The organism is Paenibacillus endophyticus, from assembly GCF_014192395.1.
GTDB classification, from domain to species: Bacteria; Bacillota; Bacilli; order Paenibacillales; family Paenibacillaceae; genus Pristimantibacillus; species Pristimantibacillus endophyticus.
In genome coordinates this window covers 117,992-143,212 of sequence record NZ_JACHXW010000007.1, presented here as the reverse complement: position 1 = coordinate 143,212, position 25,221 = coordinate 117,992, and the positions used below count along the sequence as shown (strand labels likewise).

General features: G+C 50.4%; 21 protein-coding genes. 11 read left to right on the top strand and 10 right to left on the bottom strand.

Annotated features, from left to right (window positions below; translation table 11 throughout):
* Positions 1-318: 318 nt before the first annotated feature.
* A complete protein-coding gene (locus FHS16_RS13720; RefSeq protein WP_183562984.1) occupies positions 319-1,998 on the bottom strand; it encodes a PucR family transcriptional regulator in 1,680 nt (559 codons plus the stop codon).
* 246 nt (positions 1,999-2,244) lie between these two features.
* On the opposite strand from FHS16_RS13720, the gene FHS16_RS13715 reads away from it, so the two are divergent.
* Genes FHS16_RS13715 through FHS16_RS13690 form a run of 6 tightly spaced genes read left to right on the top strand, consistent with a single transcriptional unit; the run spans position 2,245 to position 9,455 of the window.
* Positions 2,245-3,495 (top strand): amidohydrolase family protein, encoded by a 1,251-nt coding sequence (locus FHS16_RS13715; protein ID WP_312890895.1) that lies wholly within the window; start codon positions 2,245-2,247, stop codon positions 3,493-3,495.
* A gap of 27 nt (positions 3,496-3,522) precedes the next feature.
* Entirely contained in the window at positions 3,523-4,770 is a 1,248-nt protein-coding gene (locus FHS16_RS13710; protein WP_183562981.1) for an ABC transporter substrate-binding protein, read from the top strand.
* Between the two features lie 28 nt (positions 4,771-4,798).
* Positions 4,799-5,680 (top strand): branched-chain amino acid ABC transporter permease, encoded by an 882-nt coding sequence (locus FHS16_RS13705; RefSeq protein ID WP_183562978.1) that lies wholly within the window; start codon positions 4,799-4,801, stop codon positions 5,678-5,680.
* 26 nt (positions 5,681-5,706) lie between these two features.
* Complete coding sequence (locus tag FHS16_RS13700; protein WP_183562974.1) at positions 5,707-7,536, top strand: branched-chain amino acid ABC transporter ATP-binding protein/permease; 1,830 nt, start codon at positions 5,707-5,709, stop codon at positions 7,534-7,536.
* Positions 7,523-8,239, top strand: coding sequence for an ABC transporter ATP-binding protein (locus FHS16_RS13695; RefSeq protein ID WP_312890894.1), 717 nt, complete (start codon positions 7,523-7,525; stop codon positions 8,237-8,239). Before FHS16_RS13700 ends, FHS16_RS13695 begins: the two co-directional genes overlap by 14 nt.
* A gap of 28 nt (positions 8,240-8,267) precedes the next feature.
* Positions 8,268-9,455 carry an amidohydrolase family protein gene (locus FHS16_RS13690; protein WP_183562971.1) on the top strand — a complete coding sequence of 396 codons (1,188 nt, stop codon included), beginning with the start codon at positions 8,268-8,270 and terminating at the stop codon, positions 9,453-9,455.
* Between the two features lie 142 nt (positions 9,456-9,597).
* Here FHS16_RS13690 and FHS16_RS13685 read toward each other — a convergent pair whose 3' ends face one another.
* A complete protein-coding gene (locus FHS16_RS13685; RefSeq protein WP_183562968.1) occupies positions 9,598-10,038 on the bottom strand; it encodes a hypothetical protein in 441 nt (146 codons plus the stop codon).
* 337 nt (positions 10,039-10,375) lie between these two features.
* Here FHS16_RS13685 and FHS16_RS13680 point away from each other — a divergent pair, with 337 nt between their 5' ends.
* From FHS16_RS13680 to FHS16_RS13670, 3 genes are all read left to right on the top strand, one after another.
* Positions 10,376-10,804 (top strand): SRPBCC family protein, encoded by a 429-nt coding sequence (locus FHS16_RS13680; RefSeq protein WP_183562965.1) that lies wholly within the window; start codon positions 10,376-10,378, stop codon positions 10,802-10,804.
* 1 nt (position 10,805) lies between these two features.
* Positions 10,806-11,183 (top strand): ArsR/SmtB family transcription factor, encoded by a 378-nt coding sequence (locus tag FHS16_RS13675; protein ID WP_183562962.1) that lies wholly within the window; start codon positions 10,806-10,808, stop codon positions 11,181-11,183.
* A gap of 262 nt (positions 11,184-11,445) precedes the next feature.
* Positions 11,446-12,012, top strand: a complete 567-nt coding sequence (locus tag FHS16_RS13670; protein WP_183562959.1) for an S-layer homology domain-containing protein — start codon at positions 11,446-11,448, stop codon at positions 12,010-12,012.
* A gap of 98 nt (positions 12,013-12,110) precedes the next feature.
* Here FHS16_RS13670 and FHS16_RS13665 read toward each other — a convergent pair whose 3' ends face one another.
* From FHS16_RS13665 to FHS16_RS13630, 8 genes are all read right to left on the bottom strand, one after another.
* Positions 12,111-12,944 (bottom strand): 1,4-dihydroxy-6-naphtoate synthase, encoded by an 834-nt coding sequence (locus FHS16_RS13665; RefSeq protein ID WP_183562956.1) that lies wholly within the window; start codon positions 12,942-12,944, stop codon positions 12,111-12,113.
* Entirely contained in the window at positions 12,941-13,651 is a 711-nt protein-coding gene (locus FHS16_RS13660) for a futalosine hydrolase (protein WP_183562953.1), read from the bottom strand. The genes FHS16_RS13665 and FHS16_RS13660 overlap by 4 nt, the downstream gene beginning before the upstream one ends.
* An 83-nt stretch (positions 13,652-13,734) precedes the next feature.
* Positions 13,735-15,102: a TrkH family potassium uptake protein gene (locus FHS16_RS13655; RefSeq protein ID WP_183562950.1), complete on the bottom strand. Its 1,368-nt coding sequence runs from the start codon at positions 15,100-15,102 to the stop codon at positions 13,735-13,737.
* Positions 15,103-15,138: 36 nt separating this feature from the next.
* Positions 15,139-16,740, bottom strand: coding sequence for a histidine kinase N-terminal 7TM domain-containing diguanylate cyclase (locus FHS16_RS13650; protein WP_221226344.1), 1,602 nt, complete (start codon positions 16,738-16,740; stop codon positions 15,139-15,141).
* A gap of 364 nt (positions 16,741-17,104) precedes the next feature.
* Positions 17,105-19,372 (bottom strand): ATP-binding protein, encoded by a 2,268-nt coding sequence (locus FHS16_RS13645; protein ID WP_183562944.1) that lies wholly within the window; start codon positions 19,370-19,372, stop codon positions 17,105-17,107.
* 175 nt (positions 19,373-19,547) lie between these two features.
* The gene (locus FHS16_RS13640; protein ID WP_183562941.1) at positions 19,548-20,033 is read right to left on the bottom strand and encodes a hypothetical protein; all 486 of its coding nucleotides are present in this window, start codon (positions 20,031-20,033) and stop codon (positions 19,548-19,550) included.
* A gap of 147 nt (positions 20,034-20,180) precedes the next feature.
* Entirely contained in the window at positions 20,181-20,690 is a 510-nt protein-coding gene (locus FHS16_RS13635) for a hypothetical protein (RefSeq protein WP_183562938.1), read from the bottom strand.
* Positions 20,691-20,806: 116 nt separating this feature from the next.
* The gene (locus tag FHS16_RS13630) at positions 20,807-22,915 is read right to left on the bottom strand and encodes a multicopper oxidase family protein (protein WP_183562935.1); all 2,109 of its coding nucleotides are present in this window, start codon (positions 22,913-22,915) and stop codon (positions 20,807-20,809) included.
* A 281-nt stretch (positions 22,916-23,196) separates the two neighbouring features.
* Between FHS16_RS13630 and FHS16_RS13625 the strand changes: the two genes are divergently transcribed.
* Together FHS16_RS13625 and FHS16_RS13620 are read left to right on the top strand one after the other, a co-directional pair.
* A complete protein-coding gene (locus FHS16_RS13625; protein WP_183562932.1) occupies positions 23,197-23,418 on the top strand; it encodes a hypothetical protein in 222 nt (73 codons plus the stop codon).
* 328 nt (positions 23,419-23,746) lie between these two features.
* Positions 23,747-25,150 (top strand): MATE family efflux transporter, encoded by a 1,404-nt coding sequence (locus FHS16_RS13620; protein ID WP_183562929.1) that lies wholly within the window; start codon positions 23,747-23,749, stop codon positions 25,148-25,150.
* Positions 25,151-25,221: the final 71 nt, after the last annotated feature.

The following is a 25,221-nucleotide window of genomic DNA, read 5'->3' as shown; positions in this document are numbered from 1 at the left end:
GCAAAAACTAGAGAGGCTGCTGATTAATACAAGGTAGAGGAGATGCACCTCAACGCAAAAGCCGAGTGGATGTGCATTAATGCAAGGTAGAGGAAATGCACCTCAACGCAAAAGCCGAGTGGCTGCCCATAAGTGCAAGGTAGAGGAGACGCACCTCAGCGTAAAGGCCGAGTGGATGTGCATTAATGCAAGGTAGAGGAGACGCACATCAACGCAAAAGTTAGAGGAGCTGCCCAAATGTCTTCCACAGCAGACCACCTCCCGTCCTATCTCCTCGTGCTCCCTTAAGCGGCATCTCCTCTTGGCCATCGCACTTCACTATCGCTGTGCGGATTCGCCCTTTCCTGCCCTCAGAAGGGGCTCGATGGCGAACGCGATGCGGAACCGCAGGCTTTCAACCGGGTCTTTGAGCTTTATGCCCATCAGCTTCTCGCATTTATCTAGCCGATAGATTACGGTGTTGCGGTGTACGAAAAGCTGCTTGGACGTCTCGACGAGCTGGCACTGCGTGTCATAAAACACATTCAACGTGCGCATTAGCTCTTTTTGCTCGCTTTCCTCGTTTCCGGAGAAGCAGTGAAAGGTTTCCTCGTGAAATTGCTTCAGCTCATCGTAGGGAATCATTCGAAATAAATAACTGATATCCTTGGATTGATACGACTGGATAAACCTCGTTTTTTTCATCTGATAGCCGATCTGCAGCGCTTTAACCGCTTCGTTATAAGAGAGTCCGATATCGAGCACATTCGTAACCGGCTTGCCAATGCCGAGCGAGATGCTGAGCCCGGATTGCTCGTACAGCTGAGCGGTCATGAGAGTGAGCTGCTTCAGGAAAAAACCCTCTTCCCATCCCTTGTCTTGGATAAAAACAAGCATGCCGAACAGGTCGTTTTTTGTAAACATAACAAATACTTCGCCTAAGGTGGCAAAATGGCGCTTGATCAGCTCATATTGCAAATCCCGCTCGGAAATTAGACGCTCGTCGGAGGACGCTGTGTTTTTTGGCATGTCTGATGAAAGCACGGTCGATTCGTCTTTGCGTGCGGCAAGCAGCAGCCACGTCCCCTGCGGCTTCAGTCCGTATTTTTTGCCGCGATGCAGTGCCTCCTGCTCGGAGCCGATGAATCCGTCGATCAAATCGGAGAAAAACTCGTTTTTATAGCGGCGCGAGCGCTCTTTCACCGCTTGCCGCTTCGTAATTTCCATGCCGATGACATTAGAGGCCTGCTCCAGCGTCAAGCCGTATTGGTTGGAGGCTGCCTGCTTAGGCTGGAAGGCGATGAGATAGCCCTCATGCCGGTAGGTGAAAATCGGATACAGCTCCACATAGCGGTATTTATAAAGCGCTGGATCGATCAGGCAAAGCTGCGCCGAGGATGGCAGGCTCGGCAATCCGCTGAGCATAGCTTCGGCAGCGACGATTAGCGGCTGCAGTCCGGGCTGCTTGAAATGCTTTGATTGCGCGGTACTTTGCAGCTTGCTGCTTAGCACCATGATAGGCGAGTCCAGCAGCTGCGTTAGCGCATTTATAATTTCGGGAATGCCGTCGCCTTTCATAATCATGGTCGAAAACTGCTTGTGAATCGTGAGCGAATATTGCAGTTCATCATTTTTGTTATCCAAAATAACGCTAGTCGTGCGCTGCAAAATTTCTCCGAGCGAGTGCTCGACTGCGGATATCTCAATAATCGGGAAGTCGATACGATTGGCCTCATCGATGACCGTCTGCGGAATTTCGAGCGCAAAGCGTTTGGTTTTGACCGCAAGCCCTGAGCACTTCAGTTGATTCATCTTGGCCAAAAGCTCGAGCAGCAGCTCGGGCTTTTCTTTCATGAAATAGCCGTTGGTAAGCAGTAGCTCACCGGGCCTTAAGAAATGGATGATGTCGGGGGCATCCATGATATTGACGGTATGAACGGCACGCGTAAGTCCGCTTCGCCCTGCAATGATCTGTGATTTGGAAAAAATGGCGTTGGAAAGCAATTGCTCGAGCAGCATTCTCGTCCATCTCCTCGTTTGAATAGATGATATAAAAACTAACATCAATTAAAACCTTTGTAAATAGTTCGCTGGACGAATGATCCAAACGTCATGGTTACCTTTGGACTTATCGAACAATGACAGCAGAAGTGTAAGAAGGTATGCTTTCTCCAAGGGAATTAATGTTAGATAACATGACATAAACGAAAGAGGAATCCATATAACAGGCTGCGACTATATGTACACATCGAAATAGGAACAGAGGTGAAGCTGTTGCTTGATTTGCTTATTACAAATGTGCGGCTGCCGAATACAGCGTTCCTGATGGACGTTGGAGTGCGCGAGGGAAAAGTCGCTTACTTAGCCTTAAGCGGAGCGGAGGGAAAGCCGGCGGCACTGCAAACGGAACAGGGTGCCGGAGGAATGCTCCTGCCAGGGTTCGTTGAACCGCATATCCATCTCGAGAAAGCGTATCTGCTCTCCAGAATGGAAGAAGAAGCAAATTCCTTGCAGGCTGCAATTCAAATGACTGCGGATATGAAGCATGGGTTTACGAAGGATGACATGCAGGCGAGATCGCTTGCGGTCATCCGCGAGGCTATCCGCAGCGGCGTTACCCATATGCGCTGTCACGCAGAGGTTGATCCGATTTTGGGCCTTGCTGCTTTTGAAGCCGCGCTTGAACTGAAGGAGCGGGTGAAGGCGGCGCTTGATTTGCAGATCGTCGTGTTCCCGCAGGAGGGCATTTCGAAAAGCCCAGGTACGGCAGAATTAATGGATGAGGCGATGCGGCTTGGAGGCGATGTAGTCGGAGGCATCACTTACCAAGACGCTGACCTGCAAGAGCATTTGCGGTTCGTATTCGATATGGCCGAGAAATATGGGAAGCCGATCGACTTCCATGCCGATTTCGCGGATAACCCCGAGCAGCTTGCCATAGCTGACATCGCGAGCATGACGATTGAAGCCGGCATGCAAGGCATGGTTTCAGCAGGACATGTTACAACGCTTGGTTCGCTTCCGCAAGAGCGGGCAGTATCCATCGCAGAGCTGATCAAGCAAGCAGAGCTTCATATCATGACGCTCCCGGCGACTGATTTATTCATTAATGGGAGAGGCGACCGCGAGAAGCCGCGCCGCGGGCTGACGCCTGTCGGGCTTCTGCTCGAGATGGACGTCAACGTTGTCATCGGGGCCAACAATGTGCGCAATCCGTTTACTCCGTTCGGCAAGGCCGATCCACTCGAGACGGCATGGCTGCTGGCGGTAACTTCCTACATGGGCAGTGAGGCTGATGCATGCAGGCTCATTCACATGCTGACTGAGGGGGCGGCCAAGGCGCTTGGTTTGAAAGACTACGGTATCCGCATCGGGGCAGAAGCGGATATGGTGCTTTTCTCCGCCATGACCGAGCGTGATATTTTGCTCGATAAGCCGGAGCGGCGCACGGTGTGGAAACGCGGCGTGAAGACGGCGGATACGCAGGTTGAAAGCAGAATACTTGGGCTTTTATAAAAGAACATATAGAGGAGTGGGTTTGGGATGAAAAAGGGATCAAGCAACAAATGGACGCTAGGTTTATTGGTCGTTGTTATGGCGTGGGTACTGGCTGCATGCGGCGGAGGGAACGGCAACGTGAAGGAAGCTGAGCCGGTTAACGCAGCGGGAGCAGGCGGGGAAGCGGCAAGCAAAGAGCCGATTCTGATTGGCATGTCCACGGAAGCAACCGGCGATAATGCGATGAACTCCGTGAACCTGTATCAAGGCGTTCAGGTGGCTGTAGACCAAATAAACGCGAAAGGCGGCATTGGGGGTCGCCTTGTGGAGCTGGTCGTACGTGACACGGAGCAGAACCCGACGCGCGGCATAAGCATCATCCGCGATTTCAGCCAGAAGGAAAAGGTGCTGGCTGCAATTGGCGGGTTCCACAGCACGGTCATGCTGGCGCAGTCGCCGATCATCATGGAGGAGAAATTTCCGTTCATGGTCGCTACCTCCAACGTGCCGGCATCGGTAGAATCCGGCATGCCATGGACGTTCGGCGTTCGGATGAATGCGAATATTACGGCGCAATACGCGCTCAAGTTCATTAAGGAGCATTTCAATACGACCAATATTGCGGTGCTGCACGAAAATGGCGGTTACGGCAAAGGCGCCGCAGCAGCTATGACGAAGGTGCTGGAGGCGGAGGGCTTGAAGCCGGTAGCCGTGGAATCCTTTGATAACGCGAAGGACAAAGACATGACGGCGCAGGTCAACCGTGCGAAGGAAGCAGGAGCCGAGGTTGTTTATTTATTCGGCCAAGGCGCCGCTAACGGCTATGTGCTGCAGGCGATGGATAAGCTCGGCTGGAAGGTGCCGATCGTAGGGGAAAACGGTATGGCGAACAAAGGAGCGCAGGAGGTAGGCAAGGAGCTTGCAGAGGGCACGTATGCCATTCAAACAGCTAATTTTAACGTAGATCAAACGCGTGAGACGGCAAAGGTGTTCTTGGCGGACTTCACGGCGAAATTCGGACATATTCCGACGACGTTTGCTTCTGCGGCGCAAGGGTATGACGGCGCGATGATGATTTTCCAAGCGATTGAGAAGGCAGGTTTGACCGGCGATCTGGCAAAGGACCGCGAGGCGATTAAAAATACGCTCGAAACGGGTCTCGGCTCTTATAGCGGCGTAATCAAGGATTGGGACCAAGCCTTCACGCCGGATAACCATGATGCTGTCGATGTGAACTCGTATCTGATGTGCGTATGGAAGGACGGCAAGCTGGTTATTTCCGACAAGCAATAAGTCACTTAACAAAGAAAGAGGGATGGACATGTCGCTTATACTTCAGCTCGTCATTAGCGGGCTCTCAGTCGGATGTCTATATGCCTTGATTGCGCTTGGCTACAGTTTGACGTTCGTTGTGAACGGCACGCTGAATATGTCGCAAGGACAGCTGGTCATGCTTGGCGGGGTGCTCATGTTCGGATTTTCCGAGCTGGGGCACCTGCCCTTTCTTGTCTCATTCGCGCTTGCGGCGTTAATTGTGGGTCTTCTCAACCTAGGCATAGAGAGGCTTGCCATCCGCAAATTCGACAAGGGCGCGAATTCGATTGAGTGGGTGCTCAGCACGATAGCGGTAGGCATTATTATTCAAGACGTCGCACTATACGTTAACGGTCCGGACGAAGGGGTAACGCCTTCACCGGTCGGCGATGAAATGCTTCGGATTTTTGGCGCAGGCATCTACTGGAAGGAATTTATTTTTCTTCCGGTCGTCGGTGTTTTGCTGGTGCTGTTAATTTTATTTTACAAAAAATCGCATTGGGGATTATGGCTTCGGGCAACCGCCGACAATCGGACGGCCGTAGAAATCATGGGCGTCAGCAGCAACAAAATTGTAGCAGTCGCTTACGTGCTGAGCGGTCTGCTTGCTGGCATCGGCGGCGCATTGATGTCTACCAACTATGCCGTGTCCGTCGATATCGGCCTGCCTCTCGGGCTTAAGGCGATTTCGGTTGCTATTCTCGCAGGCGTCAACAATCCGAAAGGAATCGTTGCTGCAGGACTCATTCTCGGCATTTCGGAGGCGTTCATCGGGCAGTACATTTCGACCGCATTCAGAGAGATGTTTGTTTACGGTTTAGTCATTCTCGTGCTTTATTGGAAGCCGATGGGCTTGTTCAACGCACGTAAAACGATTGTAAAAGTGTAAGTTCGCAAACGTCAGGGGGTGCACAGATGAATCAGCTTATCGAAAAAAGCTTCGGCTACCGCACGGCTGCCGGTTGGATTGCAGGTCTCGCAGCCGTGGGGCTGCTTGCTGCCGGGCCATGGATGGTCGACACGTATTATTTGAATCTATTGTTCATGATCGGAATCTTCGTCATTACATGCACAGGCATGAATATTTTAATCGGCTATTGCGGCATTGTTTCTATCGGCCACGCAGGGCTTATGGCAGTTGGCGCTTATATGTCATCTTTTCTCAGCACCACATACGGACTATCGTTCTGGACGGTAGCCCTGATCGGCATGCTGGTATCCTTGATTATCGGAAGCTTGATTGCCATACCGACCATTCGGGCGGGCGGCGTCTACCTATCTATGATTACCATTGCCTTCGGCGTTGTTATCCATGAGGTGCTGATCCGTTGGGACGGCTTCTCGGGCGGGCCGCTTGGCATTTCCGGCATTGCGAAGCCGCAGGTTGCCGGTTATACATTCGATCTGAAGAGCATGTATATATTCGTGCTGGCGATTGCTGTTATTGCGCTGCTGATCGCCCGCAATCTGCGCCGCTCGTCTTGGGGCAGGGCGATGATCGCAACGAAGGAGAATGAAATCGCGGCGGCGTCGCTCGGCATTCGCAAGTTTACGGTGCAGTATGCCGGGTTTGCGATCAGTTCGGTGCTGGCAGGCTTGTCCGGTGCGATCTACGCGCATACGAACAGCTTCATTAGTCCGGACACGTATAATTTCCAAACCTCCGTCCAGCTGGTGTTAATTGTTATTCTAGGCGGGTCGGGAAGAGTGCTTGGTCCGGTTATCGGAGCGGCCATTATCGTGTTCCTGCCTGAAGTGCTCGATATGGAAAAGCTCCGGATGGCACTATACGGCGGCATTATGTTCGCGGTGCTGTTTTTCCTGCCGAAGGGAATTGCGGGCACAGTGGCAGGCTGGGTTGCTCCGCAGCTGAGCCGATTTGCCCCTAAAAGCCAGAAAGCCTCTTCCAGCACGGCAAGCGGTGAGGAGATTATGTTTAGCGCTCCCGCGCAAGCTAAGGATAAGGAGCTTCTCGTGCTTGAGGGCATCAATAAATATTTTGGCGGCTTGCATGCCTTGAAGGATGTCAGCTTCTCGGTTGCCGCCGGTACCATTCATTCATTGGTCGGACCGAACGGAGCAGGCAAAACGACGCTGCTTAATGTGATTTCCGGCTTGTACAGCTCGGAGCAAGGCTCATTCAAGCTGCATGGCGAGAAGCTTGTACCGCGCTCGTTGTCGGCAGTGGCTCAGCTCGGCATCGCAAGGACGTTCCAGCATTCGCGGTTATTTAAAGAGCTGTCGGTGCTTGAGAATATCATGACCGGCATGACGAAGCGGGAGCGCAGCGGCCTAGGAGCATCTCTGCTTCGGACGCCTAAGCAGCTTCGCTCGGAACGGCAAATGGAGGCACGTTCCCATGCGCTGCTGGATCTCATCGGCTACGAGGGTGACCGGCATATGCCTGCAAGCCAGCTGCCCTACGGGCATCAGCGCATGGTAGAGATTGCACGCGCTTTGGCAACCTCGCCAAGCTTGCTGCTGCTTGATGAGCCTGCGGCGGGCATGACGGCGACTGAGATCGAGCAGCTGGAGAATCTACTGCGGAAGCTCGTTTCGCATGGCGTGACGGTTATATTAATCGAGCACCATATGGATTTCGTGCAACGGGTTTCCGATACGGTAACGGTGCTTGATTTCGGCAGGGTGATCGGTACGGGAAGCCCGGAGCAAATGCTGAGCGACCCTCGCGTCATACAGGCCTACCTAGGCGGAGAGGAGGTTGCTGCCAGTGCTGAGCATTAAGGGACTAGAAGTGCGCTATGGCGCCATCCAAGCTTTGAAGGGTGTTGACGTGGAGCTTGGCAAAGGTGAGATCGTGGCGGTAATCGGTTCGAATGGGGCAGGCAAAACGACGATGCTCCAATCGGTACTTGGACTCGTACGCCCAAGCGCTGGTGTCATCGAGCTGGACGGCAAGTCAATTACCCACCTATCCGCGAACAAAACCTCGAATCTCGGTGTGTCGCTTGTCCCGGAAGGGCGAGAGGTGTTTGGCACGCTGTCGGTTGTAGAAAATTTACGGATGGGTCTCAAAAGAAAAATCGGTTACTATTCGAAGCAGCAATTCGAAAAAGAGCTGGATCTTGTATTCGAGCGGTTTCCAAGGCTGCATGAACGTCGCCATCAACTTGCGTTCACGCTCAGCGGAGGCGAACAGCAGATGCTCGTGCTCTCGCGGGCGATGATCAGCAAACCGAAGCTGCTATTGTTAGATGAGCCCTCACTCGGTCTTGCGCCGATTATCGTAAACGAAATATTCGCTACGATTGGCGAGCTGGCGAAGGACGGGACTGCCATACTGCTCGTCGAGCAAATGGCCCACAAGGCTTTGTCGATTGCGAAGCGGGGGTATGTCGTGGATAATGGCAGCATTGCGCTGCACGGCTCTTCCTCCGCTCTGTTGAATGACGACCGGATGATCAAGGCCTATTTAGGCGCGCATTAACTAAATGATGAAATTGAGGGTGACGAACATGTCCATAACACAAATAAATCGCGTACGCATAAACGAAGGCTTGTTTGATCTGACATTGGATTTGGAAAAAGGCTTAATTTCGCGAATAGCGCCAAGCACGAATGCTTCCGCAGGCGTGAATACGAGCAGTGTACGGGATGCGGAGGGCTTGCACTATTTGCCATCTACAACCGATATGCACATTCATCTCGATAAGCATTTCCTTGGCGAGCCGTGGAGGCCGCTGCAACCGTTTATTACATTGCCCGGGCAATTATCGTTCGAAAAAACGATGCTCGCCTCGCTTCCGACGACGGTTGCCGAGCGTGCTCGCAGGCTTATCCAACTGCTTCTTAGCCACGGCACGACCAAAATCAGAACCCATGTCGATGTGGACCCGCAAATCGGGATTTCACATTTGGAGCATGTTCTTCAGGTGCGAGAGGAGTATCGCGGCGTGATGGAGATCGAAATCGTGGCATTCCCGCAGCAAGGGCTTCTCCGTTCCGATTCGATTAAAGTGATGAAGGATGCGCTGCGCGCAGGTGCCGAATACGTAGGCGGCGTCGATCCGGCAGGTCTTGATCGGCAGGTTGACCGAAGCCTAGAAGCGACGTTCGAGCTGAGTGCCGAGTTTAATGCAGGCGTGGACCTTCATTTGCACGACCCGGGGCATTTGGGCTTATATACGATAAGTCGGTTCGCCGATCTGACATTGCAAGCGGACAAGGGCGGAAGAACAGCGGTTAGCCATGCTTATTGCCTTGGCCAGGTATCCGAGTCCGAATCAAGAGAGCTTGCACAGCAGCTGAAATCGGCCGATGTCGCGATTATTACAAGCGTACCGCTCGATAGGGCAATGCCGCGCGTAGACCAGCTGATAGCCGAAGGCGTCACGGTTCACGTAGGCTCGGACAATATTTTGGATGCGTGGAGTCCATTTGGAAACGGTGATTTGCTGGCAAGAGGCGCGAAGCTGGCTGAGAAGTTCGGATGGATTCTGGATGATGCGCTGCTGCAAACGTATCCGCTTATTTCGGAGAACCCGTTAACGCCGAAGGAGGGTGATGCAGCTAGCTTCATTCTTGCTGCGGCAACGAATGCGAAACACGCGATTGCATCGGCGCCTATTCGTGAAGCTGCTTTCTCGGGCGGCAAGCTGGTGGGCGGCAAATGGTCGGAGCAGTTTTCGCTCATATCCATATAGAAGCGAGTCATTTACGTGCAATAGCATCTCTCTATATAAATATCGTAAAATATATACGATAAGGCTCCAATAAAAACAGCGGTAGCATGGACGAGAATAATCCATGCTGCCGCTGTTTTTTTGTACGAACGATATCGGGCAACTATTCCTTTTTATTGTAAATATCGGTGATAAGAAGAGTACCGTCATTCTTTATGTAAATTGCCTTTCGGCTTTCTGAACTAGAAACATTGCCAGGTATGATCTTATTCGTTTCTCCATTTTTAGAGTCCGTATTATATTTACCCGTTGTTGTATAATAATATTGATTTTGATCATCGTCATACCAAAAACAAAAAGCAGGTATTTCTTCGGAATTATTATTCGGATTAATGAATGCCATATGATGAGCATCGAAATATTCGCTTGCACTACAATCAGGTATGTCGCAGCCTGCCTCATATTGCCCCGGCGTTAGGTTGATGCTTGCCAAAGAGCTGGATGCGTTGGGTTGGATCTGCCTTTCGTCGTTATCGCATTCCTTGTTTACGAATTTGAAATTTTGATTTGTTTCATTAACAACAATCAATAGTTTTTTCTCCATAATCTACCTCCAAGGGTTTATCGTGCCTTTTAATCTATGGGTTGGATAATGGATTTATTCCTATTGAAATTAAGGGTCAAAACGGGACAGTGGGCAAGATGCGATACTATGAAACGAACCTGACAGTTTTAATCATTTATTACCTCGGTCTATATCTCTATTCTCCTACTCTATTCCTTTTTTCTACAATCGAGCCCACAAATAGAAAAGCTAGCTATAGAAGGCTGCCCATTTGACATGAAACCATAGGGTGTCATATAATCATAATGCGAAACCAAATGGTTTCATATTAACGATGGACTTTAATTCACTAACAACAACTTATGGAGGCTACCAAATGGATAACAATCAAACGCAAAATACGCTGCCTGACATTAGGCAAACGCTGATCCTCGATGCGCCGATTCAGAAGGTATGGAATGCTGTAGCTACATCGGATGGCATCGCGGCTTGGTTCATGCCGAACAATTTTGTGGCGGAGCTGGGTTACGAATTCCACCTAGAGGCAGGCCCCTTTGGCAATTCTCCTTGCAAGGTAACCGTGCTTGATCCCCCAAACCGGCTAGCCTTCGAATGGGGAAAGGACTGGTCTTTGACGTTTGAACTAGTCGAGCAAGCCGGAAAAACAGAATTTACTCTTATTCATGCCGGCTGGGATGTGAATAAAGTGACGGAGTTCGGTCAATCGCACGAGGAAGTCCGCGAGAGAATGTCGGGCGGTTGGGTTGGTATCGTAAAGAAACTAAGTCAATACGTTGGAGTCTAGAATGGCGGAGCCGGCGACAAAGCATGACGTTTTCCAAGCAATCGCCGACCCGACTCGGCGCAGGCTGCTGCATTTGCTTGGCGATGATGAGCTTCCTGTTACCGTGATCAGCGGCCATTTCACGATGAGCCGTACGGCTGTGTCGAAGCATTTGCGGGTGCTGGCGGATGCGGGCCTGGTAAAGGATAGGAAGGTAGGAAGAGAAACGCGCTATCGCTTAGACCCTGAGCCGCTTCTGGAGCTGAAGCGATGGCTCGCTTATTATGAGCGTTATTGGGACAATAAGCTCTCTGCTCTTAAGCGGTTTGTTGAATCGGATAGTAATAATAGCGAGGCTAGCGATCCCTTTGGATCGCTTAAGCTTATGGATAAGGAATAAAGGAAATATCAAGCGAGACTGTCTTTATGGCCGATGGCCAGCGGAGACGGTCTTTTTTATGTTTATAAGGTCGCATTTATTTGGTGGAGACACCTCTTTAGACTTATTTTTCGAAACTTGCCGTGGCTTTAGGAGCAAATATCATCCTTTATTGAAGCGGTATTAACTCGAAGGCACAAGGAACGGTAAGCTTGAAACGGTTCGCAATGGCTACTTTCAAGCTGGCAAGGGCAGCCTGTCGTTTAAGCCGAAGCACGTTGGCATGTATGCAGCAGACGCACCATTCAAGGACCTTCATACAGCCAAGTGGGCAGAGGAAGCCATAGAGGCGCTTGCATCAAGGGGAGCAATCAATGACGTTGCCAGCGAGAGGTTCGCGCCGTCCGGAGTGGTGACACGAGCTGCCTTCATTACGATGTTAATGAATGCGCTTGAACTATCGGATAATGATGCAGTCAGTCAGCTCCACGATGTTAAGCAAGGGACCTGGCATTACGGAGCGATAGCTGCAGCCGAGCAGCTTGGTATCGTAACGGGGCGATCAAACGGCACTTTTGGTGTGAATGAAGGCATCACGAGGCAAGAAATGGCGGTGCTGATTGCAAGAGCTGCCGATATATTCGGCATTGTGCCGGGCGGGGGATTTGCAGAAGCCGGCGTGTTCACAGATGAATCGAGTATTGCAGCTTACGCCGTAAACGCAGTATTGGATATACAGAAAGCAGGACTTATAAATGGTCTGGGAGATGGACGTTTCGCTCCAATGGATACTGCATCCCGGGCGCAAGCCGCGGTTATTATTTATCGATTATACCGTATAGGCAGATAGAAGAAATGGCTGAACAGGCATAAGTCTGTTCAGCCATTTTGTATGAGTCGAAGGCGAATGAAGCGATAAGCGTCAGCCGTTGTTTAGGCTGACACTCATCAAGATTTCAGCAGCGACAAGTCAAAGCTCGGTACAAGCCCTTCTTCAGCAGCCCGGCCGAGCAGAGCTGTAACGGCCGCATAGCCATCCTCGCCCAAATCAGCCGTAAACGCATTGACGTACAAATCAATATGCGCTTGAGCGACTTCCTGGGAAAGCTCCTGCGCATGCATCATTACGTAACGCTTGGACTCATCGGGATGAGCCCAGGCGTATTGGACGGATGAACGGATCCACTCCGTGATCGCTTCGGTATCAAGCGTACGCTTGGCAATAATGGCACCGAGCGGGATAGGCAGACCGGTGTCCGATTCCCACCAGCTGCCGAGATCGATCAACATCTGGAGCCCATAGTTCGGGTACGTGAAGCGGGCTTCATGAATGACTAAGCCTGCATCGATGCGGCCGTCGCGAACGGCTGGCATGATTTCGTGAAACGGCATGACCACAATCTCTCCCACGCCGCCTGGAACATGTTTGGCAGCCCACAGACGGAATAGAAGATAGGCCGTGGAGCGCTCGCTCGGTACCGCAACGCGTTTGCCAGCCAAAGAAGCGGGAGCAGCATGGTCCTCATTGGTTAAGACAAGCGGGCCGCAGCCTCTCCCAAGCGCGCCGCCGCAGGGAAGAAGCTTGTATTCCGAAAGGACCCAAGGCAAAGCCGCATAGGAGATTTTCATAACCTCTGGGCCTTTGGACTTGGCTGCCCAGTTGTTCGTAATGTCAATATCTGCATAGGTGACATCCAGCTCTGGCGCGCCTGGAATGAGTTGATGTGCCCAAGCGTGGAAGACGAATGTATCGTTCGGGCAGGGTGAGAATGCAATGTTCATGATAGTACCTCCCGTATAGCTTTGGTTGCTGCTTCTAGTGCAGCGAGTGCGTCGCCAATTCGCCAAGCAGACCGGTCCCGTGGTCCGACTGCATTGGATATGGCGCGAATTTCCGTGACAGGAATGCCGAAACGCTCAGCCGCTACTGCGACGCCATGCCCCTCCATTGCTTCAGCGGCGGCGCCTTTAATCCGCTGTGCAAGCAGGCTTGCGGTCTCGGCGGTGCCGGTGGCTGTCGTGACGGTAAGAATGGGTGCGCTGCATACGGATAAGCCACTGCCCTGAATGGCTGCAAGCAGCCGGTTGTTCCAAGCGCCGCTTGCAGCAACGCGTGCGGAGCCGAAGCCGAGCTCATCTAAGCTGAGGAAGCCCTCCGGCGACTCCGCGCCCAAATCGGCAGCAACGATAAGATCGGCTACAACAAGAGAGGCGACTGCCGCCTGGTCTATGAATCCGCCGCCAATGCCCATGCTAATCACAAGGCGATAGGCAGTTTCCGGTGAGGCGAGAGCAGCCGCAGTTCCGGCTGCGGCTGCGGCTGAGCCAACCCCTGCTGCGATGACATCGATGTTCGGCAAGCCGGCTAATCCGCGAAGGACCGCTTCCCGCTCGGCATCGACGGCGGTCACGATCAGCACGCGCCCCATGCTGTCTAAGGCCGCATCATCAACGGCATTGCCCGAGTGGATATGTGAATGTAATGACATAAGAACGAAAGCTCCTTTAATAATGCAAATGACTTGTCCTCATTAATCGTATCATTGGTCGGATTGCAGATGCAAACCGCAGCTTAGCCGATTGTGATTTTCCCTTCAGGGAAGCGGTACAGCTCCTTCTTCGAGCGCGTATTGAGCGCGAAAGCGAGCGTAACAGGACCTAAGCGGCCGACGAACATGAGCAAAATGATGATAACCTTGCCGATTTCGCTGAGGTGACTGGTTAATCCTGCTGACATGCCGACCGTACAATATGCGGAAGTGGCTTCGAACAAGATAGCTAGAAACGAGCCGGTTTCCGTTATGGACAACAGCATCGTCGCTCCGCAAATGATGGAGAAGGCGATCATTGTGAACATGATTGCTTGATGGATCTGCTGCTTGGCAATGCGATAACGGAACAGTACGACGTCGTCCTTGCCGCGCATCATCGCGATAATTGCACCTATGAGAATAGCGAAGGTCGTCACGCGGATACCGCCTCCCGTTGAGCCTGGGCCTGCGCCGATGAACATAAGCAGTATAAGGAAAAATTGCGTCACTTCCCTAAGCATAGATGGGTCTACAGTACTCAGGCCTGCTGAACGTGCGGTGACGGACTGGAACAAAGCGCCGAGAAATTTGCCGATTGCCGACAAAGGCTGCAGCGTATGCGGATTGGATAGCTCGAGTGCGAAAATGACAATGGCACCGAAAGCAGTAAGTACGCCGGTAACCGATAAAACCACCTTGCTGTGCAGGCTGAACTTTCTGTTTTTGGGGTAAGTCACCAGCTCTGAAATAACGATGAAGCCAATTCCTCCGAAAAAAATAAGCAGCATGGATACGATATTGACGAACGGATCCTCTACGTAATGAATAAGGCTGCCGGCACGCTCTGGAAACTGTGAGAACAAATCAAAGCCTGCATTGTTGAAAAAGGAGATACTGTGGAATATGCCAAAATAAATGGATTGTCCAACCGGCATCTCCAGCATGAAATAACCGCTCAGCAGGATAGCGCCGGACAGCTCGATAACTAAAGCGTATAGCAGAACTTTACGAATCATGCGCACGATGCCTTCCGTTGATCCGTAGTTCATCGATTCCTGCAGCACGAGTCTTTCCCGGAACGAAATTCGTTTGCGGAACAGCAGGGCAAATAAGGTTGCCATTGTCATAAAGCCGAGACCGCCGATCTGGGCTAATAGAATAATGACAACCTGTCCGAAAGTGGAGAAATGAGTGCCTGTATTCAGTACGGTAAGGCCAGTCACGCAGGTAGCGCTTGCCGACATGAACAAAGCGTCTAAGTAGGAGATAGAAGTAGCGTTCGTGAAGGAGATAGGCCGAGACAGGAGCTGCGCTCCAACTAATATGAGCAAAATAAAGCCAAAGGTCATAACCTGCGGAGGGCTAGGACGAAAACGCAATTTGTCGCGCAGGTTAACTGCTTTAAGCATAAGCCATTCCCACCTATCTCTTTCCCGCTAGTATCGTTATTTTTGTTGAAAAGCATGTATGCTGCCGTTATTAGAAAGATGCACAGCGTTTCTACCCGTATGTTTTGACCGGTATAAGGCGATGTCTGCTTCGCTCAGCAGCATTTCAAGCGGTATATCCGCGGTTCGAGCTTGCGTAACGCCGAAGCTTGCGGTAATCGTTATCGCTTTAGCTGAGCTATAAAGCGGGTTGGCGGCAATCTCGGCACGCAGCAGTTCAGCGGTTTGTCCGGCTTGCTCAAGCGTTGTACTCGGCAGGCTGATGGCGAATTCCTCGCCGCCGTACCGGCCAAGCAAGGCGTGCTCGGGCAAAAATTGCTGGCAAATCATTACGATATGCTTAAGGGCGAAATCGCCTACGCTATGCCCATAACGGTCGTTTATCTGCTTGAAATGGTCAATATCAAACAAAATAAAGCAGAGCGGGGCTTGGCTTTGGTGAGCAGCTGCCAGCAGTTCTCTGCTTTTTTCCATAAAAAAGGTACGGTTATATATAGAAGTAAGGCCATCGATCTCCGCCAGATAGCGAAGCTTATGCTGCAGCAGCGTATGCTCGGTGACGTCGATCATGACGATGGTTCTGCCCGCCAGCTGGCCATTGGACTTAAGGAGCCTGGAGGACCTTATCCGATAATAGAACGTTTCTCCGCCGCGTACCCATTTGAGCTCCTCCTCATGGTCGAGGGCTTCGTCCGAGCCCACGGAGAAGGCTCCCGTCTCCGCTCCGCGCTTCCAAATATGATCCAGCTTTTGCCCGATTGTTTCGGGAGTCAAGGCGGGTATGATTTTGGCGGCAGCCCCGTTGAAATCCATGATTTGGTTTTCCAAGTTAAGGACAAGCACTCCATCGCGCATGCTCTCGAATATATGCTCGCGCGCAATTGGCGCGACGGTGAGAAGCGAGGTCGAGAAGATCGAAGTCACATACAAGGTGGATGTGATGCACATCAATATGGGCACGGGGTCCATACCGAGAGGCGTAATGCCGAGCACGTAAGCGAGCGCTCCCAGCATGGGGAGCATAATGCCAATAGCTAGCGTTATCATTTGCTTGCGGTAGATGGATTTGGTCTTCCGCCAATATCGGTACAATAGGAACAAGCTGGCAAACATAGAGCCGGAAGTGTAGCTTCCATGGACGTAATACCATAGACCGGGTATGACATCAACCATAGGTTTTTCGATATGAGGGTTCAGAAATAGATCTTTATAAAATAAATGGTGGTATTCATTAGTCGTTACCATTAACAACGTGATGAACGGAATAATAAAAAAGACCCAAGATTTCTTAAACGTATTGAACTTCTCAATACCGACATAAATCATAATCAGCAGCAAGCTTAAGGGAGAGATGAAGGGCATGCCGAGATATTCGATATTCAGCCAGAATCGAATCTCGCTAAGCGAATCACTGGCGAGTTCAAAGGCAAATGCAAAGGTATATACGGCGGATAGGATGGTTGACCACATAAATACTTTCATGCCTGTGAACTTATTCTTGTTGTTGTATGCATATATGGCAAGCAGCACGCTTAGAACACCGGAAATAACGACAAAAATTATATACTGAGAAATAGGGGTATCCATAGTCATCAACATATGCGGCTCCAATATAGCGGAATGATCGTACGTTATTAATTAAGTCTTCCCATCTTATGCAAAAAGGCTTCGGACACATTTTACCATATGAGCTCGCTTTACTTCAAAAAAATATAAAATTCGCGGTTATATGACGAATTCCGAATATTGAACAGGAGTGTATAGCGGTAAATAGGATACCTAGGCTTTTTTGAATTGCCTATCATCTATTTGGTTCTATATCTCCTGTATCACATAGAAGCTCCAACAATAAAGCAGGCCTAGGAACTCCATAACGGGTTCTTGGCCTGCTTTGACTGCGAATATAGAAAACAAAAAGCAAAACCGCTCATTTGAAGTCGGACTGGCAGCATGCTAAGGTCCGTTAAGTGCGCATTGGCAGCGTGATTTCAACGCATGTGCCCTCACCAAGCTGACTTCGGAAGACAATCGTGCCTTTGTGCGCAGCAATAATCTGCTGGCTCACCATCAGGCCTAGCCCATTGCCGCTTGCTTTCTTCGTGAAGAAAGGCTCGCCTAAGCGCATAAGATCCTCTTCTTTGATGCCGCAGCCTTGATCGATGAATTGTATAATAATCGATTCTTGCCGACAGCATTCAAGCTTAATGGACAGCATGCCGCCTTTAGACATGGATTCAATGCCGTTTTTCATGATATTAACGAATACCTGCTTCAGCTGGTTAGCCTCGCCAATGACTTCAGGCAGCATGGGATCTGCGAGCAAGTCAAGCTGAACATTGCTCATTTTGGCTTCTGAATCAAGCAGCATCATTATATCGCTCACGAGATGAAGAATGTTAACCGGCTGATAATGAGTCGCCTGCGGTTTGGCGAATACAAGAAATTCGCTTACGATCATGTTGATCTGATCGAGCTCTCCTAGCATAACCTCCAGATTAGCTTGCGATAGGCTGCCTGTCTTCTGCTGCAGCTGCACGAAGCCTCGAAGCGTCGTCAGCGGATTGCGTACCTCGTGTGCAACGCCTGCCGCAATTTGGCCGACAACCGACAGTTTTTCGGAACGTCTGATGATTTCCTCCGACTGCTTGCGCGAGGTAATATTGCGAGAAATAGTCGCTATTGCAATGATCGCTTCAAGCTCATTGCGAATGGGCGAGATGGTTAGGCTTAAATCGATAAGCTCGCCGGACTTGCTATATCGCACCGTTTCAAAATCAGTGACGGAGCCGCCGCGCAGTACGGTAGCCTCAAGCTCATAATGTGAGCTTAGATAGTCGGGCGGCACATTTTCCAGCGGCTTGCCAAGAGCCTCTTCCTCGCACCAGCCGTACATTTTTTCGAATGCCTTATTTACCTGAATGACGCTGCCGGACAAATCCGATACGTGAATGGCATCAGATGTATGGTTAACGAAGGACTCCAAGTACTGCTTTGTACTGCGGAGCTCCTCGGCCGTATCCTGAAGCTGAGTGGTGTAGCTGTGCAAGTTGCTGCCCATCGTATCAATTCTAGAAGCAAGCAAGCCCAGCTCGTCATTGCTGCGAATTGTAATGAGCTGACCGAAATCGCCGGCTGCAATCGCATTTACTTTGCTTAGAATCTGATTCAAGCCGCGAAGCATAAAGCCGGCAATGAAATAGCTGGCAAGCATAGACACGAGAACAAGGCATAATGAAATGATCGATTGCATGAAAAGCTGTTTATTAAGCGGCTTTAGAATTGCCTGTTGGTCAAAGCTGATACAGATGACATAGGTTTTATCGATTGTGATCGGAATAAACGTTTTCATGACCTGCTTGCCCATGATGTTGCTCTTTGCAGTGATCGCTTGCCCGCTCTCCAAGGCATTCTGGATATGTATGGAGTCGTTTTCTTGATCTTTATAGGTATATTGGCCAAACGGGATATCGCGCACGTCCAAATTGAATACGGGAATGCCCTTTTTCATTTTGATAATCGGCCTTTTGCCGAAAAACTGCGGGTCAAATCCGGTTATTTCAAGAATATCCTGCTGATTAGCAATAATCTTATTCACAATGGAGTTCGTGCCAATCGAATAATCGAAATCTAGCAGCACCTGCGCATTAACGTAGGGATTGATCATATAATTGGTCGTTCCGTCGTAATAGTCTCCCCATTTTCTAATCTTCTTAGGGTCCGAGGTGGAGAAGTTAAATGGACCTGACCAGTAGTTTTCGAGTTTTTGCCCCTGTGGAATCGTAACATTATGGTTTTTAAAAAGCTGAAGAAACGCGATATGCCAGTAATCCCATGTTTTGGAGCTCATATTGATTTCATACGGGTCGGATGATTTCAAAGCGATCACATCATTGTCGAAACGCTTCCAAAGTGTAATGTGGTCGACGCCAATTTTGCGGCTAAGCTCCACGAGCTGCTCGTTTTTCACGTTGTCGATATCGGGATCGAGCTGCGCTTTTGCCGCAATGGCAGCGAGTCTCAGCTTCTCGCCGATCGCATCCTCCATGGACTGCTTTGCGCTCTCCGATGCTGTAATCGTGAGACTGATTTGCTTTGCAATATTGTTTACTTGCTGTTCGAGACTTGATTGTACCTCAGCCTTGGAAGAGAAGTAATAAATGGATAAACTCAGCGCCAAAATGACTGCAACAATGATAGAAATCGATAATGATAGCTTGGCTTTAATGGACAACAGGATATCCCCCCAAAGTCTAAGGTGCACTTACTACAATTAGACACAGGTCTATGCAATTCCTGTCGTTTCTTGGGGCATTTCTTAAAATATTTGTTGGAATAAGTAATGTTCCACATAAAAAAACAGAGAAACAGGGGTTCTGTTTCTCCGTTCAATAAAAATCGTATAGAAGCTAAGCGCGAGTGAACTGCTCTTCTTCCAAGTATTGCTCTGCTTCCTCATAGGTTTCAAAAGCTGATTCCAGATTGAGATCCGCATACAAATACCACAGGTCTTCTTCAAAAAGCAAAGTGAGCACCGCATCGTCCGGGCCAATCCATTTCTGCTCCAGCGGTGGTTTTTTCTTTTTCTTCTTTTTGGATTCCGGCTTCTCCGGGGGTGCGATAGCAAGCGAGCTGATCGATTTCTCGATAATCGCGCGAAGCTCCTCCTCCGTGAAGTCGCGAATATTGACAAGTCCCTTGTCATCCGTCGCTACGCCAGGCACTAGTCCGGCGAAGACATAGCCGTTTCCGTTCGGATGCAGATGGTGCACGACCGATTTTTTCTCATGGGCGCTCTCCTCGTAGTGGAAGTTGGTACGTCCGAGAGAGACGTCCTTCCGTTCCAATTCAGGAAATGCTTCAATAATAGCGAGCTTTTGTTCAAAAGAAAGCATTTAATTCCTCCTAAAGGTTTGCGAAGCAAACCACTTCGTAAGCATGGGCTTAGGTTTGCGAAGCAAACCACTTCGTAAGCATGGGCTTAGGTTTGCGAAGCAGCTGTTGCGATGCTTGTGATTATACCACATAGCCGTAGGAAGTGGTTAAGCGTCTTTCCGCTTCATAAGAAGGATCATGGCGCCGGCAAGAATAAATACGATGGCGATAATCGGCTGGCTGAGTACAAACTTATTATAGAAGGAGCCAATCGAGAATACCGCGAAGAAGAGAAGCGACAGCACGCTCAGAATGTTGATGGGGATGAGCAGCCATTTGTTGCGGTTGCCGAACCAGTAAAATTCGAATAGGCCGACTGCAACGGCAAGGATAAAGCCCGGCCACATGTAAACCCAGTTATTGAATAACATGGCAATTTGGCAAATAACGCCTGCGACAAATAGTATGCCGCCGGGGATCAGAAGGCCGACGCCTTTTCTTCCAACCATGGAAAAGTACATCCAGTGAAAGAAGAGACCGAGCGGGATAACGAATAGCGATGGCCAGAAGTAGGCAAATATTTTGCCAGGTCCGAAGGTTTCGCCTTGGTTGAGAAACAGGCAAGCGCCGAGCAGAAGCAGGACAAACCCGCTGATTGTTCTTACATTAACATTCATTGTTCAATAGCACCCCAATCCACGTTTTATTAGCTGTCCTCAGCATAGCATAGATCAAAAACGGCTGTCCTCCTGCTGAAGGTAAAATTACGAACTAGACTAAAGTCCAGTATCGATTACTCCGGGTGATTAGGCGTCGCCGTTCCCACCTCATAGGGTGATACGACGCCTTCGTACATGAGATGCATGGTCATGCCGGCAGCGGCGTGCACTAAGTTATGGCAATGGTCCATCCAGATGCCGGGATTGTCTGCGCGGAACGCGACCTCATAGGAGTCTCCAGGTGCGACATCCAGCGTATCGGACCACCAAAGGCTGCCCGTAACGGGCTCGTTGTTGCGCGAGAGCACGAGCATATGATGGCCGTGCAGATGCATGGGATGCTCGACGGAGCTGCGATTCACGATGGTTGTTTTTACGAGATCGCCTTCCTTGACGATAAACATCGGCGTATTCGGGAAAACCTCTCCATTAATCGTATCGTAAGCGGCGAAGCCGCCGTTGAAGAAGGCAAACCGGTTATCCAGCACCATCTTAAACTCGCGATCGAATTTGCTGTTCAGGTCAAAAGGGGCCGTTGTTGCCGCAGTACCGTAATGCGTCGGGTCAAAGGTTGTAGTCTTGCGGCGAATCGGTGCTTCTCCGTTGCCATCTTTACTCATCAGTATGCCCAAGGAATTGCCGTTTCCAACCCGCAGAAAGACAGGAGAATCCGGCATGATAAAGGTGATATCGTACCTGCCGCCGGTAAGGAGCTCAAGGCTCTGGTCATGCAGCTCGCTTGGTCCGGTCAGGTCGGTTCCGTCTATGGCGGTAACCTTAAAGGAAGCACCCGTCAAAACATAGGATTGGCGAACCCAGTCATCGGTATGGATAAGCCGAAGCTTGACGGTCGTGCCTGGTGCAATCTTTTTTGGCTGGATGCCCCTTTTGTCTCCAATGGACATGCCAGCACCTTCCCATATGTGCGTGATCACGGTGATGTCCTCGAATTGATCGGCAGAAGCATCGGGCGGCTCTACGATGAGTGCGCCGAATAAGCCTTTTTGAACAGCGGTTTTGGAGTTTTGATGTGAATGATACCAGAAGGTGCCTGCCTGCTCGGCTATGAAACGGTAAGTATAAGTTTCGCCGGCCATGACGGCATCCTGCGTTGCGCCGGCAACCCCGTCCTCTGCGTTCGGCACGTCAAGGCCGTGCCAGTGCAGGGTAACGCCATCTTCAATGTCCTTGTTGTGAAGGATAACCTCCACAAGCTCGCCTTTCCTCATCCGAAGCTCGGGGCCGGGCATTTGGCCGTTATAGGTCCATGCTTCGATTTGCTCGCCAGAATCCAGCGTAACGCTCTTGTGCTCGGCGGTAAGCGCGAAACGGCGGTCCGGCTCTCCTGTGAGCGGCCCGGTCAGTTCCTTTACCGAGACGGGCGCTGTTTCCGTGCTTGGCTGGTTGCTGACAGCTGCATGGTGATGTCCAGCCAATGCAATACCGTTCGAAGGAGCATGAGCGATGCCGTAGTCGGCTTTGCCTGTCATCATGCTGAGCCTCTCGGGCAGCTTGCTGCTCTCCAAAGCGGTTAGGAATGGAATGCTGCCTACTGCCAATAGGGCTAGCAGCACGCCGCTATGCGTCAGTCTGCGCCTCCATGGGCGATAGACGAGCGGTGCTTCTGCGGCCAGTTGATTACGCCGGGTTTGCAGCATCCACAGCAAGCAGGCAAAAAAGAGGAGCGTAGTGATTGGAATCGTTATGGCCGTCCATTGGAACGGAATAGGCGGTACGAATGCGAAATAAAACAAAGCGGTCGAGCATAAGGCCGATAGCTGAAACGGGACGATGAAAGCAGGATCGGAAGCCTGACGCCTGCGTGCGACGTCTGGCGCAAGCTCTGTCCGTCCGTTCGTTCGATGCAGGAGCTTGCGAAGCCTGGGGATAGAGTAAAACCAGATCAGGAGAACAGGCATGACGGCAAGCGGTGTTCGTACAAACAGCCGATCCAGCCAAAACAGCGGGTGTGCCGTAGCCGCAAGCACGGCATCTGCTCCGGTGATGACGGAAGCAAGCAAGCTTAAGCATACGGACCAGAATACGAGCTTGCGGGTCTTTATGTTAAGCTGCTTTTCTGTTTTGCTGTAAATAAGCTTGGCTGCTTTGCCAGCTGTAATGAGTGAAAAAACAACGAATAGCATTAAAGCGCCTAGCTCTAAATGAATGAGCGATGAGTACATCGGTATAGCCCCCTGAAGAATATGTTGGTATGCGGTTTCATGCGTCTCGAAGACGCGTTTACTAGTCGTCATTTATCTTATCTAGTACGGAAGCAATGAAAAACCGCCGCAGGTCCGAACGCAGTCCTAGACCTGTGGCGGGGGAGATTCGTCGGAAATACGCGAAAGAAATCGAACGTTACAAAAAGCGGAAATACTTCTTATGAAACGACATTTTACACCCCTTGTATAGTTCTATGAAAGCGCTATTATTAAGGTAATAAGAGGCAGGAGGTGATAACATGAGCCAAGAGGAGGAAGTAGTTCAAGAAGGCGTGGAAGAAACCGCGGAACTGATTTCGGAAGAGGCTCCAGCGGAAGAGGCAGTAGAAGCTGTTGAAGCTGAATTGGAAGAAGAGGAAGCGGAAGAAGCTGCCGCTGCGGTAGAGGAAGACGCTGCAGAGGAAGAAGAGGAAGAAGCGGCTGAGGAAGAAGCAGCCGAAGAAGAGTCTGAAGAGCAATAATGATATCTATCATTTTAAATTATAAAGAGGAAGACTGTTTCGAGGCTGCTTAGGCGGCTTTGGGGTAGTCTTTTTTTATAGATAGGAAAGTATAAGTTTGACTCTTATCCCTATGTTGATCTTTCATCCACGAAACGATAGGTTACGCCGCCAACGGACGGAGATAGCCGTTTACGCTTGATAGAATTTGGCGAAAAATCCACGTATGCGTTTACATTGAAACTACCAACATTTTATTCGCGTAAAATCACAATTCTTGCGTGCAATAGCCCTTCTGATATGCTACGATACCTGTGCTTTACTTTTCCTATTAGAAGAAGGTGACATCATGGCAGCGGCAGAAGCCGGTAACGGTCAAGGGCAGCAGGATCCGAAAAATATTAATTTATTTTTTCTGACATGGCCCATATTTTTAGAAATCTTTTTATTTATGCTCATGGGCATCGCGGATACGCTTATGCTGAGCGCGATCTCGGATAATGCGGTATCCGGAGTGGGAGCGGCCAATCAATATTTGCATATCGCTATCTTACTGCTGGAAGTCATCGGCAACGGGGCATCCATCGTAGTTGCGCAATATATCGGTTCACGCAAGTTTATCGAAGCGGCCAAAATATCAGCGCTTGCCGTCACGCTTAATTTAGCGGTAGGGCTGCTGATCAGTTTAACTTTTGTGCTGTTTGGCGGGCATTTGCTCCAAACGTTGAATTTGCAGGGCGAAATTCTCGTTCATGCGAAGAGTTATCTATCCATCGTTGGCGGCATGATTTTCCTGCAGGCGATTATCAACTCGGTTGCGGCGATTATTCGCGTTCACGGCTTTACGAAGGAAGCGATGTACGTATCGCTGGGGATGAATATCATCCATATTATCGGCAACTATTTGCTCATATTCGGGAACTTCGGCTTTCCAGAGATGGGCGTGCAAGGCGCGGCGCTATCGTCCGTCATCAGTCGCGGTTTGGCGCTTGCGGTATTTTTCTGGATGCTGTATCGGATTATGTCGGTCCGGGTGGAGCTGCATTACTACTTCAATATGTCCAAGGAATATATATCCAAAATATTAAAAATCGGCATTCCGTCTGCGCTGGAGCAGGTGATGTACCAAACATGCCAAATCGTGTTTTTGTTTTATGCAACATACCTTGGAGCAGCCTCCTTGGCAGCCAAAAACTATGCGAATAACATCTCGATGTTTACGTATTTGTTCGCATTCGCGATTGGCATGGGAACCTCCATTATTGTCGGCAGGCTGGTCGGGGCGGGCGAACCGTCGACTGCGTATCACCGGGTGTGGAAAAGCGTGCGCTGGGCAAGCGGCGTCACCTTATTCGCGGTGCTGCTCGTAATCGCGTTCCGCGAGCCGCTCATGCGAATGTTTACGGACGATGAGGAAATTATCCGCCTTGGCGTAAGCGTTCTGCTTCTGAGCATCGTGCTTGAGACGGGACGTACGATCAACATTGTGCTTGTCAATTCGCTGCGCGCGGCGGGAGACGCGAAATACCCGCTATGGGTAGGCATGTTCTCGATGGTCGCCATGAGCTTGCCGCTCGGGTATTTCTTTATTTTCCAGCTTGATTTGGGCTTGGCTGGCATTTGGCTGGCTATTGCTGCAGATGAGTGGCTGCGTGCGTTCATCATGTTTTTCCGCTGGCGCAGCAGGGCGTGGGAGAAGCATGCGCTGGTCAAGCGGGAGCAGAAGGACATAGCGCCAGTTGTGCACGGATAGACCTTATATGCAAGGGATGCTCAGGAGGCTATCATGCTTCTAGGGCATCCCTTTTCTATTAGGCATGTCAT